12 protein-coding genes are annotated in these 14,759 nt (G+C 58.3%); 9 read left to right on the top strand and 3 right to left on the bottom strand.

The features are described 5' to 3' along the window. The first annotated feature begins 121 nt into the window (after window positions 1-121). Complete coding sequence (locus tag C1719_RS13235) at window positions 122-1,282, top strand: hypothetical protein (protein ID WP_180963612.1); 1,161 nt, start codon at window positions 122-124, stop codon at window positions 1,280-1,282. Window positions 1,283-1,376: 94 nt separating this feature from the next. Here the strand turns inward: C1719_RS13235 and C1719_RS13230 are convergent, their stop codons facing one another. Both C1719_RS13230 and C1719_RS13225 read right to left on the bottom strand, forming a co-directional pair. Continuing rightward, window positions 1,377-2,351 carry a LysR family transcriptional regulator gene (locus C1719_RS13230; RefSeq protein ID WP_180963611.1) on the bottom strand — a complete coding sequence of 325 codons (975 nt, stop codon included), beginning with the start codon at window positions 2,349-2,351 and terminating at the stop codon, window positions 1,377-1,379. A 210-nt stretch (window positions 2,352-2,561) separates the two neighbouring features. Beyond that, the gene (locus C1719_RS13225; protein WP_180963610.1) at window positions 2,562-3,491 is read right to left on the bottom strand and encodes a LysR family transcriptional regulator; all 930 of its coding nucleotides are present in this window, start codon (window positions 3,489-3,491) and stop codon (window positions 2,562-2,564) included. Window positions 3,492-3,778: 287 nt separating this feature from the next. Between C1719_RS13225 and C1719_RS13220 the strand changes: the two genes are divergently transcribed. The 7 genes from C1719_RS13220 to C1719_RS13185 all read left to right on the top strand — a co-directional run bounded on the left by C1719_RS13220 (window position 3,779) and on the right by C1719_RS13185 (window position 11,074). Beyond that, on the top strand, window positions 3,779-4,204 hold the full coding sequence (locus C1719_RS13220) for a hypothetical protein (protein WP_102375536.1): 426 nt from the start codon (window positions 3,779-3,781) through the stop codon (window positions 4,202-4,204). Between the two features lie 337 nt (window positions 4,205-4,541). After that, window positions 4,542-5,390 carry a sulfide/dihydroorotate dehydrogenase-like FAD/NAD-binding protein gene (locus C1719_RS13210; RefSeq protein ID WP_102375534.1) on the top strand — a complete coding sequence of 283 codons (849 nt, stop codon included), beginning with the start codon at window positions 4,542-4,544 and terminating at the stop codon, window positions 5,388-5,390. Between the two features lie 2 nt (window positions 5,391-5,392). Beyond that, window positions 5,393-6,844 carry an NADPH-dependent glutamate synthase gene (gltA, locus tag C1719_RS13205; RefSeq protein ID WP_102375533.1) on the top strand — a complete coding sequence of 484 codons (1,452 nt, stop codon included), beginning with the start codon at window positions 5,393-5,395 and terminating at the stop codon, window positions 6,842-6,844. 39 nt (window positions 6,845-6,883) lie between these two features. Beyond that, window positions 6,884-7,510, top strand: a complete 627-nt coding sequence (locus C1719_RS13200; protein WP_102375532.1) for a hypothetical protein — start codon at window positions 6,884-6,886, stop codon at window positions 7,508-7,510. A gap of 12 nt (window positions 7,511-7,522) precedes the next feature. Further along, complete coding sequence (locus tag C1719_RS13195; RefSeq protein ID WP_102375531.1) at window positions 7,523-8,419, top strand: ATP-grasp domain-containing protein; 897 nt, start codon at window positions 7,523-7,525, stop codon at window positions 8,417-8,419. Next, on the top strand, window positions 8,397-9,764 hold the full coding sequence (locus C1719_RS13190) for a hypothetical protein (RefSeq protein WP_102375530.1): 1,368 nt from the start codon (window positions 8,397-8,399) through the stop codon (window positions 9,762-9,764). Before C1719_RS13195 ends, C1719_RS13190 begins: the two co-directional genes overlap by 23 nt. A gap of 11 nt (window positions 9,765-9,775) precedes the next feature. Further along, the gene (locus C1719_RS13185) at window positions 9,776-11,074 is read left to right on the top strand and encodes a bifunctional folylpolyglutamate synthase/dihydrofolate synthase (protein ID WP_102376084.1); all 1,299 of its coding nucleotides are present in this window, start codon (window positions 9,776-9,778) and stop codon (window positions 11,072-11,074) included. A 62-nt stretch (window positions 11,075-11,136) separates the two neighbouring features. Here the strand turns inward: C1719_RS13185 and C1719_RS13180 are convergent, their stop codons facing one another. Continuing rightward, window positions 11,137-12,561, bottom strand: coding sequence for a response regulator transcription factor (locus C1719_RS13180; protein ID WP_102375529.1), 1,425 nt, complete (start codon window positions 12,559-12,561; stop codon window positions 11,137-11,139). Window positions 12,562-12,803: 242 nt separating this feature from the next. On the opposite strand from C1719_RS13180, the gene C1719_RS13175 reads away from it, so the two are divergent. Beyond that, on the top strand, window positions 12,804-14,540 hold the full coding sequence (locus C1719_RS13175) for an FAD-dependent oxidoreductase (RefSeq protein ID WP_102375528.1): 1,737 nt from the start codon (window positions 12,804-12,806) through the stop codon (window positions 14,538-14,540). The last annotated feature ends 219 nt before the right edge of the window (window positions 14,541-14,759 follow it).

Below are 14,759 nucleotides of genomic sequence, written 5' to 3'. Positions count from 1 at the left end.
GAAACGGAGACCGAACGAGAGACACGCCCAGGGGACGACGCTAGAATACACGACTCGGATATAAATGCGGGTTGAAGCGATCGATGTTTGGCCTGCTGCAAAAATGGGAGGAATCGAACGTATGGCAGAGGGGCGCAAGGTGGAAGCGAACGAAAAGAAGCAGCCGGAGAAGAAGTACCGGTTGCATGATATGGAACCGTGGCAGAGGCGGCGGCTTTTCGGTAGCATTGCGGCGGTCGTTTTGATATTCGGCATTTTCCTTATCGCGACCTGTTGCCAGCTGTACCAGGACAAGGTTGCGGAAGATGCATACTGGAATCAGTATCTGCAGGAGGTTTCACCAGAGCTGCAGGAAAAGGTCGAAGAGTTTTCGGGCGATGCGACGCACGTGGAGACCGCCGTTTACCTTGAGCAGGTGCGTGCGGTTGACATAAAGAACTCGCAGTTCGAGGTTGTCTTGCAGGTGGGATACCGCTGGGAAGGCGATCCCGAACTCGATTTCGCCACCAATGAGACCGTTCATTTCTACAAGGGAAAGACAAACGGGCTTACCCTTTTGGATGAATATCACGAGGGAAGTACGAACTATCAGCTTATTCGCTACGATGTGGTGATCAACAAGCAGTTCTGGACGCCTCGTTTCCCGCTTGAATCGCACCAGTTGCGCATTTACTTGGAGCCTTCCGAAAACGTGAACAGCATCGTGCTCGTTGCCGCCGCCGACGAGAGCTATACGAACCCGAATCTCGGAATAACGGGGTATCAGCTGACGCGCTTCGATGTGGCGCAGGCGGTCATCGCTTACGATGACCCGTTGCTCAATCCCGCCTTCGATGAATACGGTGACAACAGTTCGGTCTACAAGACCGAGGTTATGGCGCAGCTTGAAATCAACCGCGAAGGCATCGGCCTTTTCATCAAGTGCTTCATCGCCCTTTACGGCACGACGGCGTGGATACTGCTCTGCCTCTATATATGCACGTTCAGGCGGGTCGATCCGCTCGGCATGATCGGTGCGGCGTTCTTCGGCTCGGTCTCGAACATCATGGTGGGCGCGAACCTGGTTCCCGATGCGTTGCAGATGGGCTTGCTCGAGTACGGAAACCTGTTCGGCGTGGGAATCATCATTGCGGGAACATCGGTTGTCATCAGCATCAACGCGATTCGCAAAGAGCATGGAAGCGAAGCGTTCGCCCAGTTCTACGGACGCGTCATGCTTGCTCTGTTCGTCGTTCTCGTCGTGGTGGGCAATCTGGCGCTGCCGTTGTCGTCGATGCTGTAGCCGATTGCGTCGCATCGCCGGTATCTGCAAGGAAGGGCGCTCCTCAACGGGGCGCCCTTCCTTCGTTGCTCGCAGACGCGCTCGGCAAGCGGCCTCAGCGTGCGGCTTTGCTCTGGCGGGTATCCGAATCAGGGGGAATGACCTGAGCTATCGTCTGTTCGGTCGCGGCGGTCGACGTGCTGTTGTTGTGCGCTGCCGCCAGATTGCAGAAAGCGGGGAATGCGGGAGACTTTCTTCCCAAGGGGCCTATGATGCACATGGGAACGGAGAGCCCCTCGTCGGGATGAAACGACACGGGTTTGGTTTGCATGATGTCGACGTCGAGCGCCGCGATGCGCGGGACAATGACGGCGCCGCCCGTTGCGTACATTTTGATGAGGCTGCGAATGGAGCGATCGGTTTCCCGAGGATCGATCGGCGCTCCCTTGGCGGCAAGCATCTGCTTGACATGGTCGTTGAAGAAATCGTAATGAGGCCACAGGGCAACGCTGGTTCCCTCGAGCTCGGCAAGGCGTATGTAGGGCTGCTGCGAGAGGGGGTTGCGCTTGGATATCTGGACCCCGCAGGGAAGCTTCCCGACGGGTATGCAATCGTAGCCGGCAACGTCGGCTTTGCCGATGGTGATGACCGCGTCTGCATCGCCGCTGTCGAGGGCCGCAAGGCATTCGCTTTTGGAGCCAAAGTGGATCTCGGTTTCGATTCCGAGGTTGGTGCTGATGAACTTGGCAACGTTGACGCTGACCTTTTCTTTGGAGCCGAAGGCGGGAATGCATATGTAGACGCTGAAAACCGATGTGCCTGCCGTTTTGTTCCTGTGGTTGCGCGCAAACGATTCAAGGTCTTCGTAGCAGCCCATGACCAGTTGCGCACGCTCGTAGAACTCGTATCCGAAATCCGTTGGAACGACGCCGCGGTTCTTCCTCACGAGCAGCTGCGCGCCGATTTCGCTTTCCAGATCGGCGATCGATTTCGACATGCCCTGGGCCGTGATGAACTGTTCGGCGGCGGCTGAGGAGAAGCTGCCGCATTCGACAACCGATACGAAGTATTTGATCTGGTTAATGTTCACAGCGATTCCTCTGGAGACGGGTGCATGTTTGCCTCTGAAGAAGCTTTTCGCAAAAGGCAGCATCGTTCATTATGGGTACCCTTATGCGGGTGTCAACAAAGTGCAACGAGAAGTTGAGGCATGGCGATTATACCAGTTAAATAAGAACTTACTTACTTGCGGGGAGCGACGGAAACGCGAGGGAAGCTTCAAGGCGTGCGGGCATCGGCGCTACTGGGAGAGGATCTCGGAGGCCTTCGACTCCGAGATGAACCGCTGCGCAGCCATGAAGAAGCGCTTGAGTGCCTGCACTTTCGACGATTGGTTTTTCGGATTGCCAAGAAGGCACAGCGGTGCGGTTATGCCTTCGTTCGGATCGAAGGGAACGGCGATCGAGTGTGCAACCTCGTCTTCGATGGCGCTGATGTAAGGGAGAAACAGCGCTCCTCCGCGTTCGAGCAGATTTGTCATGTCTTCGAGGTCGGCTTCAAGGGGGATGGGGTCGATCATGGCCCCTTTCTCAGCAAGGCGTTTCTTTATGGATTCGTTGAAGAACTCGTTGCCGGGCCAGAAGGCGACATGCGCTCCTTCGAGATCGGCGAGCCGGATGCTCTTCTTCCGCGAAAGCGGATTGTCCAAAGATACCTGAGCCCCGCAGGGGATGGTTCCGATGGGGTCGCAGTCGATGTTTTCGATAGATGCTTTGCCGATGGTGATTACGAGATCGGCCGCTCCGTCCGATAGGGCCGTCAAGCAGTAATCAGGCGGTCCGAACGAAATGGACGCGTTGATGCCCAGGTTCTTGCGAATGAACGCCGCTACGCTCGTGCTCACTTTGCCCATGCCGATGAAGCTGGGGGCGCAGATCAGCAAAACGAGGGAGGGCGCTCCGTCGGCCGGCAGCACGTAGTCGCGGGCGAACCCCTCCAGATTGTCGAAGCAGCGCTCGGCAAGTTTTGCCTGTTCGTAGAACTTGGCGCCGAACTCGGTGGGCTCGACGCCTCGGTTTTTCCGGACGAGCAGCTGCAGCCCGATTTCGTGCTCGAGATCGGCGATGGATTTCGACATGCCTTGGGCCGTGATGTAATGATCTGCGGCGGCTGCGGAAAAACTGCCGCGTTCGACCGCAGAAATAAAGTATCTTACCTGGTTGATGTTCAAAACGATCCCTGCGCGTCTGCCGTTGTGCGGATGTTGGTTACATATGCCTACAAAATATGATTTCCATGATAAGAATTGGCGAAATACCATGTCAACAGACGCAACGAGAAGTTGGAGCACGAAACGGATCGCGTGCATGATCGGCGTGCGATGATACTCTGTGGAAGGTCTTGTCGACATGAGCCCATGCTCCGCTCGCGTAAATCGCCCTTGCGGCGGTGGGCGGCTTTTCGGGTATTCGCGCTCGCCGTCGGCCGGCCTTTTCATTGGATCGAAAGGAAAAAATGATGTCAGGTTCTCAAAAGGCGTTGAAGGTCGTATCCATCATCATGATCATCTATGCGATCATCGTGGTTCTGCTCGGAGCGTTTCTCTGCTTCGGGGCATCGATCCCCGGCGTAGCCGGCCAGGCTATCGACGTGAACGGATCGGCTGTCGATGCCGCCGCGCTTTCGGTTGCCATGGGTGCGGGTTTCGTTATTTCAGGAGTTTTCTACCTGATCATCGGCTTCCTCGGTCATCGTGGGGCAAAGAACTCCGCCAAGATCGGACCGTTTTTCGTCCTATCCGTCGTCGGGGTCGTTCTTGCAGTGGTTGGCTCCGTGATGGCCGTTATGCAGGGTTCGTTCCCCTTGTCGCAGCTCATCGGCCTGTTGGTTGTCATCCTGTGTGCGGTTCTGGCTTTCAACATCAAAAAACAGCGGCAGGCTTAAGGCGTCTGGCGGCCGATTGTCGAACCCAGCGAGCGCGAACGGCTTCGATGCCGCTCGCGCTCGCTCTTTTTGCGGATTCGGGTCGCGGGCCTTCGATGCGGGCTGGCTGCGCTTTGGCACAGATGCGCTTGTCCGGGTTCTCGTGAAGCCGTATCGGGTGCTTTCCCTTCCGTTCGCATCCTGTAACGCGGTGTTTCGGCTCCTTTAACCGTTTGGAAACATATCCCGCATAAGGGAATTGCTATAATTACCCGTCGATACTAATGAGTGAAGCGGCACCGTGCTCCGTACGCATCGGTGCTGTTTTTGCATCTGAGACGAGAAGGATGAGATCGCCGTGTATCCCATTATTGAAGTTGAGGCGCTCAATGACGAAGTGACCCGCATGGTCATCGAGGCGCCCGCCATTGCGAAGAAGATCAGGCCCGGCCAGTTCATCATGCTCCGCATCGACGAAGAGGGCGAGCGCATTCCGCTCACCATGAACGATTGCGATGCGCAGGCCGGCACGGTGACGATAATCTTTCAGGCAGTGGGCGCCACCACTGCGAAACTCGCGAAGATGAAGGCGGGAGATTCCCTTTTGGATTTCGCGGGGCCGCTCGGCAATCCCACTGAGCTCGAAGGTGCTAAGCGCGCCTGCGTGATCGGTGGCGGCTTGGGAACCGCCATCGCGTTTCCCCAGGCGAAATGGCTGCATGAACACGGCGTCGAGGTTGATGTGATCACGGGTTTTCGCACTGAAGATCTCATAATCCTCGAAGACGAGATCAACGAGAATTCCTCTCGGCAGATCATCATGACCGACGACGGTTCGAACGGCAACAAGGGCCTCGTCACCCAGGCGCTGCAGCAGCGCATCGACGAGGGCGCCGATTACGATCTTGTGCTTGCGGTCGGTCCGGTCATCATGATGAAATTCGTGGCGGCAACCACGAAGCCTTACGGCATCAAGACGCTCGTTTCCATGAACCCTCTCATGATCGATGGGACGGGCATGTGCGGCGGCTGTCGCGTGAAGGTGGGAGACGAGTACCTGCATGCGTGCGTCGACGGTCCCGATTTCGACGGCCATCTTGTCGACTACGACGATGCGATGCGTCGCGGCGTGCAGTACCGATCGTTCGAGAATGCCGCCCGAGAGGCGAACGAGGGACGAGATTGCATGAACGGGAAGGGGGAATAGCCATGGCAGACGCAAAGAAACTGCAAGTGAACAGGCAAAAGGAAAAGACCCCTATGCCCGAGCTCGATCCGACCATCCGCTCGCAAACATTCGACGAGGTTTCGCAGGGTTATTCGGCCGAGGAGGCCGTCAACGAAGCGCTTCGCTGCATCCATTGTCCGAACAAGCCGTGCGTGAGCGGCTGTCCGGTCGGCGTTCCCATCTCCGATTTCATCCGCGAGGTGGGCGAGGGCAATTTCGGCCGCGCCTATGCTGTCGTGAAGGAAACCAACACGCTTCCCGCCATCTGCGGTCGTGTATGCCCGCAGGAAAACCAGTGCGAGGGCGTGTGCACCCGTGGCAAGAACGGAGAGCCTGTGGGCATCGGCCGTCTCGAGCGGTTTGTTGCCGACTGGGCCTTTGCTAATCCCGAGCAAGCCGCAGCCGCCCTCGAGGAATATCGCAGCGGAAGCGAATGCGCAACGGGGCACGATCTTTCCGGCAAGCGCGTTGCGGTTGTCGGCTCGGGTCCCGCATCGCTTACCTGTGCGGGAGAGCTTGCGAAATGCCATGCCGAAGTAACGGTGTTCGAGGCATTGCATCGGGTGGGCGGCGTGCTCACCTACGGCATCCCCGAGTTTCGCCTTCCGAAGGATCTTGTGGCGAAAGAGGTTTCGGCGATCGCCGATCTAGGCGTGTCGTTCGAAGTGAACGCCCTTGTCGGCAAGCTGTACGACATCGACGAGCTGATGGGCGAAATGGGTTTCGATGCCGTATTCGTCGGTACGGGTGCGGGGCTTCCTTCGTATCTGGGCATCGAGGGCGAGGGGCTTAACGGCTCCATGGTCGCAAGCGAGTTGCTGACCCGCGTCAACCTTATGAAAGCCTACAAGTTTCCCGAATACGCTACCCCGGTGTACGCGGGCAAGAAATGCGTTGTCGTCGGTGGCGGCAACGTTGCAATGGATGCAGCGCGCACGGCTCGCCGCCTTGGCGCGGAGGTGACGATCGTCTACCGCCGCGGGAAAGAGGAGATGCCCGCCCGTGCCGAAGAAATCCATCATGCGGAGCAGGAGGGCATCGCGTTTCAGATGCTCACCAACCCCGTTCGTGTGCTCGGCAACGAAGAGGGTTGGGTCAGCGGACTGGAATGCGTGAGGATGGAGCTCGGCGAACCCGATGCAAGCGGCCGCCGGCGTCCGATGGAGATTGCGGGCAGCAATTTCGTCATCGACATCGATATGCTGGTCATAGCGGTTGGTTCGAAATCGAATCCCCTCATCGCCGATACGACGCCTGGCCTGGAAACCACGCCGCGCCATCTCATCGTTGCCGATGACGAGACGTGCATGACTTCGATCCCCGGCGTGTTTGCGGGAGGAGATGCCGTGATCGGCGCTGCCACCGTGATTCTTGCGATGGGTGCGGGCAAGCGCGCTGCGAAGGGCATTGCGGAGTATCTGAGCGCGGTATAATGGGCCCCTTGGCCGCTCGCGCTTGTGAGGAGCATCGGTATGAACCGCATGTTCGACGATAATCGCATTGAGGACGGAGATCGCTCCTACGTTGTTGAGGAGGGTGCTGGATTTGTGCTTCTTTCGGCACCTCATCAGGTCGAGCACGGTCGCGAGGGCACGATAAAGCAGGCCGAGCCCGATACGGGAAGGCTTGCACGATGCCTCAACGAGCGCATAGGATGCCCTATCATATATCGGTGCGGCAGTTCGCTTGAGGATCCGAATTACGATGAGGCGAGTGCGTATCGCGATCGGATCGTGCGCTTTGTCGAGGAAAAGGGAATCAAGGTGGTGCTCGATCTGCATGAGATGGCCGCACGCCATCAGAGCATGGTTGAAATCGGGACGGGCCATGGCCGCAATATCGACGACAGGGACGACTTGCTTGCCGTGGTTCGACGGGCATTCGAATCCCACGGCATCGAGCCGGTCACCGTCGATACCGTTTTTCCGGCAGCGGGCTTTTTTCGGGTTTCTTCCGATGTTGCGCGAAGGTCGCCTGCCTGCTGTTTTCAGATAGAAATGAACGTGCGCATGTTCGGCTTTGACGCTTGTCCGTCTGCGTTCGAGGCGGTATGCGGCTCCTTGGAAGAAGCGGTGATTCGGCTAGGCGAGGTGATCTGAATCGAAGGTTGGTTGGTCGTTAACGGGTTCTTGCGATCCGATCGCTTCAAGGCGACGTATTCCCATCTTCTGGATGCCGCCGAGGCGATGGGCATCGGGCTTTCGGTGAAGACGAACATCGAATTGGCGCCGTTTGATTTTGCGGATGCGCGCGAGCGCGCGTTGCTGCCCGATTTCGTTTTGTTTTGGGATAAAGACATCTGCTTGGCGCGGCTGCTCGAAGCGCAGCGATTGCCTGTGTTCAACCGCGCCGATGCCATTGAAATATGCGATAGCAAAGCGCTCACCTATCTGGCGCTTGCCGAAAGCGGAATCGAAATGCCCGATACGATCATCGTGCCGATGGCTTTTCAGCCGCCTTCGTGGGACGGCGAGTCCTTTCCCGATCGGGCGATCGAGCGGCTTGGGCTGCCCCTTGTTGCAAAGGAGAGCAGCGGGTCGTTCGGAGAGCAGGTCCACCTTGCCTCCTCGCGCGACGAACTCGTAGCGGTGCTCGGATCGTTCGGTGCGCGCGCTTCGATTCTGCAAGGGTTCGTCGAATCGAGCAGGGGTCGCGACGTTCGCCTGCAAGTGGTCGGCGATCGTGTGATTGCGGGAATATTGCGATCGTCGGGAGGCGGGGATTTCCGTGCCAACATCGCTGCCGGCGCATCGGCCGAACCCTTCGATGCGCCCGAGCCGTTCGAGCGCATGGCGCTTTCGGTTTGCCGGACGATCGGTTTGGATTTTGCCGGCGTCGACATCCTGTTCGGCGAGCAGGGGCAGCCTGTTTTCTGCGAGGTGAATTCGAACGCGCAGTTCGAGGGCATCCTTGCGTGCTGCGGGGTTAATGCTGCGGCGGAGATACTCGCCTATATCGTATCGGTGCTCGAGAAAGGTGCTCGCAATGGCGGAGATGCCGTCCGGTGAACCGCGCTGCACGAACCTCGATGGCTATTCGGATATTGCCCGGATCGTCATCGTCGGGAAAGCAGGGTCTTTCGTGCCATCAAACAGGATTGATGTCGATGCAGGCTGGGCGCGTCGAAACGGGTTTCTGAATCGCGAGCTGGTTCTCGTCGGCCGCGAGGGCGGTTCCCCTTCGGTCGAGTGCTGCCTTGTCGCGACTTCCTTCGCCGACGACGGGGAAGACGATGGCGGATTGGTCGAAGCGAAAGCTCAGACGACTTTGCACGTTATGGAGCGGCTTGGCATCGATGCGGGCGATCGCGCTTGCGTTTCGATTCGCAAGCTCTCGAATGCGCTTTTGGTAAAGCGCGTTGCGGTCCAGCGCATCGATAAGGTACGCGAAGGCAGCATTGCGGTTTCCGACGATCTATACCATGAACTGAGGGAGATCGAAGAGGGGCGGGCTTCGAAGCGAAGGCGCTTCTATCGCCTGAACCATCTGGCTACGGGGGCGCTTTACTACGTCCCGTTCGACAAGATCGAACGGGATCCGAGCCTTGCCGCGCAAACGGTTCGGTTGAGCAGATACCAGCGAATGCTGCTTAATCTGCACGCTCCGCCCTGCGTTATGGATGGCGTGCTCAAGGATCTGGTCGAAAACGCCGAGATCGATCAGGCGACCAAGCAAAGCCTGTTCGATCGCTATGCCCGCGATGCGCTGTTGGTTCCCGACAGCTATGACGAGCAGCAGTCGATCATGCGGAATTTGCGTTCATGCGGTTACGATACGCTGCAGATAACCGAATCGGCGTTCGAAGAGCCTTCGTCGCTTTGGGCGAAGGTGCCCAAGGCCATTTCCGGCTTCATGGTGGGGAACAGCTCGATCCTTTTGAAAAGCTGCCGCCCTTTCGCGAACGATGAAGAGCGGGATATTGTGAGATTGTCGCATTCGGCTATGGTTCATCTGGGGATCGACGAATCGGACAAGGTGATTTTGCGACACGGGAAAGCCAAGGCGAGGGCTCGGGCGTTGCCCATCGATTCGATGGAGCGCATCATGGAAACGAATACGATCGCCCGCGAAGCCGACATCGATCCGCTTGTCGGCATTCCCGCCTCCATGCGGCGCTCTCTGGGCGTTTGCGATCTCGATGAGGCGGTTCTCGTCGAGCGCGATACCGGTTATCTGTTCAGGAAGAACTTGAACGCGCAATTCATGCCTGTGTTGCTGTTCTTTCTCGCTATCGTGCAGACGGGTTATCTGTTTGGAACGGTTGTGCTCGGATATTCGCTGCTGGCATCGGTCGTCGGGCTGCCGATAATTGCGTTCATCATGTTTTCCGAACAGCGCGCTAAAGTGAAATGAGGATGGATTCGATGTTCGACCCGATAGCGTATCTCGAAAATCCCGCTTGGCGGGTAAGCAAGCTCGGCCTCGATCGCATTGCCGAGCTTATGGAGCGATTGTCCCGTCCCGAGCGAACGTATCGCATCGTGCATGTGGCGGGCACGAATGGAAAGGGATCGACCGCCGCGTTCGTTTCGAGCGTGCTGCAGCATGCCGGAAACAAGGTCGGCTTGTTCACGAGCCCCACGATCGGGGATTACGCTAGCAGCATCCTCGTGAACGGCGAACCGATTCCCCCCGAGGGCCTTTGTGCGGTAACTCGAGCCGTGCGCGAAGCGGCCGAGGCGATGGACGATCATCCGACCGAGTTCGAGCTTGCCTGCGCCGTGTCGTTTCTGTGGTTCGAGCGGGCGGGGTGCGATGTCGCCGTGATCGAGGTGGGGCTTGGCGGCGCGCTCGATTCGACCAACGTCATCGAGGCGCCCGAGCTGTGTCTTTTCGCTCGCATCGCCCTGGATCATACAGGGGTGCTCGGCGCAACGCTCGGCGAAATAGCCTCCGAGAAGGCGGGCATCGTCAAGCGCGGCGCCTCGGTTGTTTCGTGGCCGCAAGAGCCTGAGGCCATGCAGGCGATCGAGCGTGCGGCCGAGGCATACGGCGCTTCGGTGCGCACGCCCGATTTCGGCGAGCTTTCCGTTTCCTCGGTCGAGCTTTCGAAAGACGGCACGTTCGGCATCCAGCGGTTTCGTTATCGCGGATATGACGACTTGTCAATCGGTCTGCTCGGAAGCTACCAGCCCTATAATGCAGCGCTCGCCATCGAAGCCATCGAGGCGTTGCGCGAGAGGGGTTGGGCGATATCCGATGAGGCGCTTCGATGCGGGTTGGCTGAGGCGACGTGGCATGGTCGCTTCGAAATCGCAGCCGTGAATCCGACGTTCGTGATCGACGGGGGGCACAATCCCCAAGGAGCCCGTGCGCTCGCCGATTCGCTCAAGCGGGTGTTTCCCGGCCGGAAAGCGGTTTTCGTCATAGGTGTGCTTGCTGATAAAGATTACCCCGAGATGCTCGAAGAGCTGCTGCCCCTCGGGAGCGCTTTCATTGTGATCGAGCCTCCGAATTTGCGTGCGCTGCCTGCGGAAAAGCTCGCCCGTGCCATACGTTGGACAGGGCAAGACCTGCTCGGCTGCTCGGCCTGTACGAACCCCTACATTGCCGAAGATATCCCCGACGCGGTTGCGAAAGCCCGCGAGATCGCAGGTCCCGACGGCCTCGTGTGCGCATGCGGGAGCTTGTACTCGATTGCGGAGATCGAGCGGGCGCTGTAGGGTCGATCTCCGCGCGCTTCGGACGCAGGTTTCTGCAGGCAGCCGTGTCCAGCCTATCTTGATTACAGCGTCCTGCACGTTTCGATGCACTCCTGTTTGCTGTGGACGCCGAGTTTCTTGTAGATGTGCTGGATATGGGTTTTGGCGGTGGAGTTGGAGATGTAGAGGGCGTTTTCGATGCCGGCAACGGTTCTGTCGTCGAGCAGCATGGCGAGAATCTCCTCTTCCCGTCTGGTGAGTCCCTTGATCCGGGCGATGTAAGCCGCTTGCTCGATCGCATCGGGGAGTGCCTCCTGATCTTGAAGCGGCGTTTTCTTGCTTGAAAGCGTCATGCCCCACGTGCTGGTGAAGTCTTTGTCGCTCATGAACACGACGAACAGGATGACGATCACGGTGGCGATGAGGCAGACGCACAGGGTGTAAAACGTTGCGTTCTGCAAATGCACGTCGAACGAGGCGTGAACCGATTGCGAAATGATCTGCGCGAGCGCGAGGGCGCTTTGCGTGAATCCAAACGTCCAAAGCGGGTTTACGCCGTACCGAAACGATATGTTGCATAGGACGGCGGTGATGAAGATGCTGAACAACGTGTAGGCCCCGTTGGTCAGAAGCGAGCCGATAAGCGCGGCGTTGGGCAGGTCGATGAGCGAGCAGAGAGCGCCCGCCACGGCCATCGGCAGCGAGATGAGATACAGCGAGCGAATGCTGAACCGCTTGAACAGCAGCAGAATGACAACGAGTACGGTCGCCGAAACGATCAGCACGCCGAAAAGGGCGTATCCTCGTCCCGCGCCCGATAGGAATCCCCGTAGGAAGTTGTTGCAGAAGGTGAAGCCCGCGAACAGCACGACGGGTTTGAGGGGAAACGACCAGCCCGACGAAACCGCCTCGCCTTGCGCGAAGGAAACGTGCTCGATCCTGTGCGAACTGACGATCAGAAGCGCCGTTGAAACGAGCGGGAACGCAACGATTGCTCCCGAGACGAACGCGGGGGAGCTTACGAGCGTGAGCGCGAACGAGAGAAACGACGAGAGCGCATGCGTTGCCGTGTAGTAGGCGAGAACGTGGCGCATATCCATGTTCGCATACAGCTCCATCCATGCAAGGTAGAGAGGCACGGTGCCGACGCTGATAACGATCGATCCGCAAGCGTTCATCCAAAGCGCCGTTGCGCCGACCGACGAGCGGGATGCGATGGTGAAGATGGCGCCGAGCGACAAAACGACGGCCGCTGCAACAAGCAGCCGGTGCTTTTTATGCAAAGGGGTGAGCTTTGTGGAGAGGAAAGCCGCTGCTGCAAACAAGATCATCTTCGTAAGAGGTCCGAATGGCAGCTGGCTTTGCGCAACGAGCGAATCGTCTATCGAGTAGTTGCTGAGCGAAAGCGACGTGCTGAACGAGACCATGAGAAAGAAACCGAGGAAGCAAAAGCTCGGAATCGATGGGTTCGGTTTCACTCTGATTGTGTTTGCTCGATCGGTATCCATAGACCTCCATCCCTGCCGCTATTCTACTGTCGGTGCGGCTCGTCGAGTGCGAGAATGCGCCATCATGTCCTCGTATCCTTCATCGTTCCTGATCAGATGCTGGAGTATGAGAAAAATCATCCCGGGTCCTCATCCCTCTTTCGCCTTCTCGCATAGGCGTTCTCGCTGCATAGTACGCCTATCGCATCGGACTTCCATCGGTTGATCGATGCGCAGTACGGCGAAACCAAGGAGGAATCGACATGAAAGAGATTTCGAGAAGGAACTTCATCGGGGGAGCGGCGGCGTTCGGTCTGGGTCTTGGAGCCATGGGGCTTGCGGGCTGTGCGGCGGGCGAGCTTGCTTCGACCGGCGCAGAGGCCGGGTCGGCGAACCAAACGGGCGTACGGGATGCAGCGGGCGTACCCTCGTTTTTGAGGGAGCCCGATCCGATCACCGACGACCAGATTGCGCAAACCATCGAAACCGAGCTTGCCGTCGTGGGCCTTGGCGTTGCCGGGGTATCGGCAGTGCGTTCTGCCGCCGAGGCGGGCGTGAAGGTCGTTGCGATCGAAAAGTGCTCCGAACCCAATTGCCGCTCGTCTCAGTTCGCGGCATTCAACACCGAAAACGCCCGCTCGATGGGAATCGAAGACATCGAGACGACCGACCTCGTCAACGAGCTCATGATCCAGATGAGCCACCGCAGCGATTTCAGGATTCTCAAGAGGTGGGCGGATAACTGCGGTGAGGCGTTCGACTGGTACGCCTCGGCCTACGACGACCTTATCTGGGTGCACCCCGGCGATGAGACGCCGAGCGAAGACAAGGTGTACGTGAGCAACAAGAATTCCTATCCTCCCTACGAATACGGGCGCGATCATGAGGTCATTTTCAGTGGCACGCTCTCGTTCACGGCGCCCGAGAAGGGCGGCCAGAAGCCGGTGTTTCTTGCGAACTTCGAGAAGGCCGAGGCGACGGGGAACGTCGATGCCCACTTCGACTGTCCGGCGCGTCAGCTTGTAAAAGACGGCGACAGGGTTGTTGGCGTCATCTTCCAGAACCTCAACGACCAGACCTATACCAAGGTGCTGGCTTCGAAGGGCGTCGTGCTTGCGACGGGAGACTACGTGCGCAACGACGAGATGGTCGCGTACTACTTGCCGTGGATTTACAACCAGAAGGAAAAGTTCACCTTTACGTATATGCACCAGGATATCGAAGGGAATTTCGCCGATATGGGCGACGGCCACCGCATGGGCTATTGGGCCGGCGGAAACATCGAAGCGGGGCCGCATGCCGCAATGGCGCACGGCGATTTGGGCAAACTTGGCGTCGATGCGTTTTTGCAGCTGAACGGAAACGGCGAACGCTATATCAACGAAGATCTGACGAACGACCATTTCGGTTCCGCATTGATTCGCCAACCCGGCAACGTGATCTACCAGATTTTCGATTCGAAGTTTCCCGAGCAGCTTTCTTCGATGCAGGCGGGCCTCGGCACGAAGAGCAAGATCTCGCAAGAGGATATCGATGCGATCGACGATTGGACAAGCGCCAAGGGCGATACCGTTGAGGATCTGGTGGCCAACCTCGGAGTCGAAGCCGATGTTGCCGAAACAATGAAAGCGCAGATCGCACGCTATAACGAACTGTGCGCTGCCGGCAAGGACGAGGATTTCGGAAAATCCCCCGAGCGTCTGTTCGCCTTGGAAACCCCGCCGTTCTACGCAATTCGCTATGCGGTTGGCGAACCTGGCTTGAGCGGTGCCTCGCAGGATGCCCTGCGCTGCCTTGTAACCATGAGCGGTCTTTCGACAACGAAGGACGCCGAAGTATGCGATGCCGATCTCAAAGTCATCCCCGGCCTGTACGCCGTTGGAAACGTTCAGGGCGGTCGGTTCCTGGCGGATTATCCTGCAACCATTGCCGGTGCGAGTCACAGCATCGCAATGACGTACGGCTATCTGACCGGCAAGCACATCGCCGAAAGCGCTTAGAGCGAAACCGATCATCGGCGCTTTCCGTCAAGACCCGCCCCGCGTGCTTTCTCTGCATGCGGGGCGCGGGGCTTTCGGGCGAGAGTGCGCGAATTCGAACGGGTGCCGGGGTTGAAAGTGGAGTCGTGGGCGGTTGGGGATTTCGATTAATCGAGAAATCGGTCGATTGTGGCTATAATGGAGCGATCGAGTGCAGGCGCCCGTCGAAACGGGCAGGCG

Origin of the sequence: Raoultibacter massiliensis, assembly GCF_900199545.1 — a bacterium.
In the GTDB taxonomy this organism is placed as follows: domain Bacteria; phylum Actinomycetota; class Coriobacteriia; order Coriobacteriales; family Eggerthellaceae; genus Raoultibacter; species Raoultibacter massiliensis.
The sequence above is the reverse complement of the archived record's forward strand: the minus strand, read 5'-3'. Positions and strand labels throughout refer to the sequence as shown.

What these genes read in the sequence shown, in the direction of transcription:
- C1719_RS13235 (WP_180963612.1), top strand. Translation starts at nt 122, where the DNA reads ATGGCAGAGGGGCGCAAGGTGGAAGCGAACGAAAAGAAGCAGCCGGAG.
- C1719_RS13220 (WP_102375536.1), top strand. Translation starts at nt 3,779, where the DNA reads ATGTCAGGTTCTCAAAAGGCGTTGAAGGTCGTATCCATCATCATGATC.
- gltA (WP_102375533.1), top strand. Translation starts at nt 5,393, where the DNA reads ATGGCAGACGCAAAGAAACTGCAAGTGAACAGGCAAAAGGAAAAGACC.
- C1719_RS13200 (WP_102375532.1), top strand. Translation starts at nt 6,884, where the DNA reads ATGAACCGCATGTTCGACGATAATCGCATTGAGGACGGAGATCGCTCC.
- C1719_RS13190 (WP_102375530.1), top strand. Translation starts at nt 8,397, where the DNA reads ATGGCGGAGATGCCGTCCGGTGAACCGCGCTGCACGAACCTCGATGGC.
- C1719_RS13185 (WP_102376084.1), top strand. Translation starts at nt 9,776, where the DNA reads ATGTTCGACCCGATAGCGTATCTCGAAAATCCCGCTTGGCGGGTAAGC.
- C1719_RS13180 (WP_102375529.1), bottom strand. Translation starts at nt 12,561, where the DNA reads ATGGATACCGATCGAGCAAACACAATCAGAGTGAAACCGAACCCATCG.
- C1719_RS13175 (WP_102375528.1), top strand. Translation starts at nt 12,804, where the DNA reads ATGAAAGAGATTTCGAGAAGGAACTTCATCGGGGGAGCGGCGGCGTTC.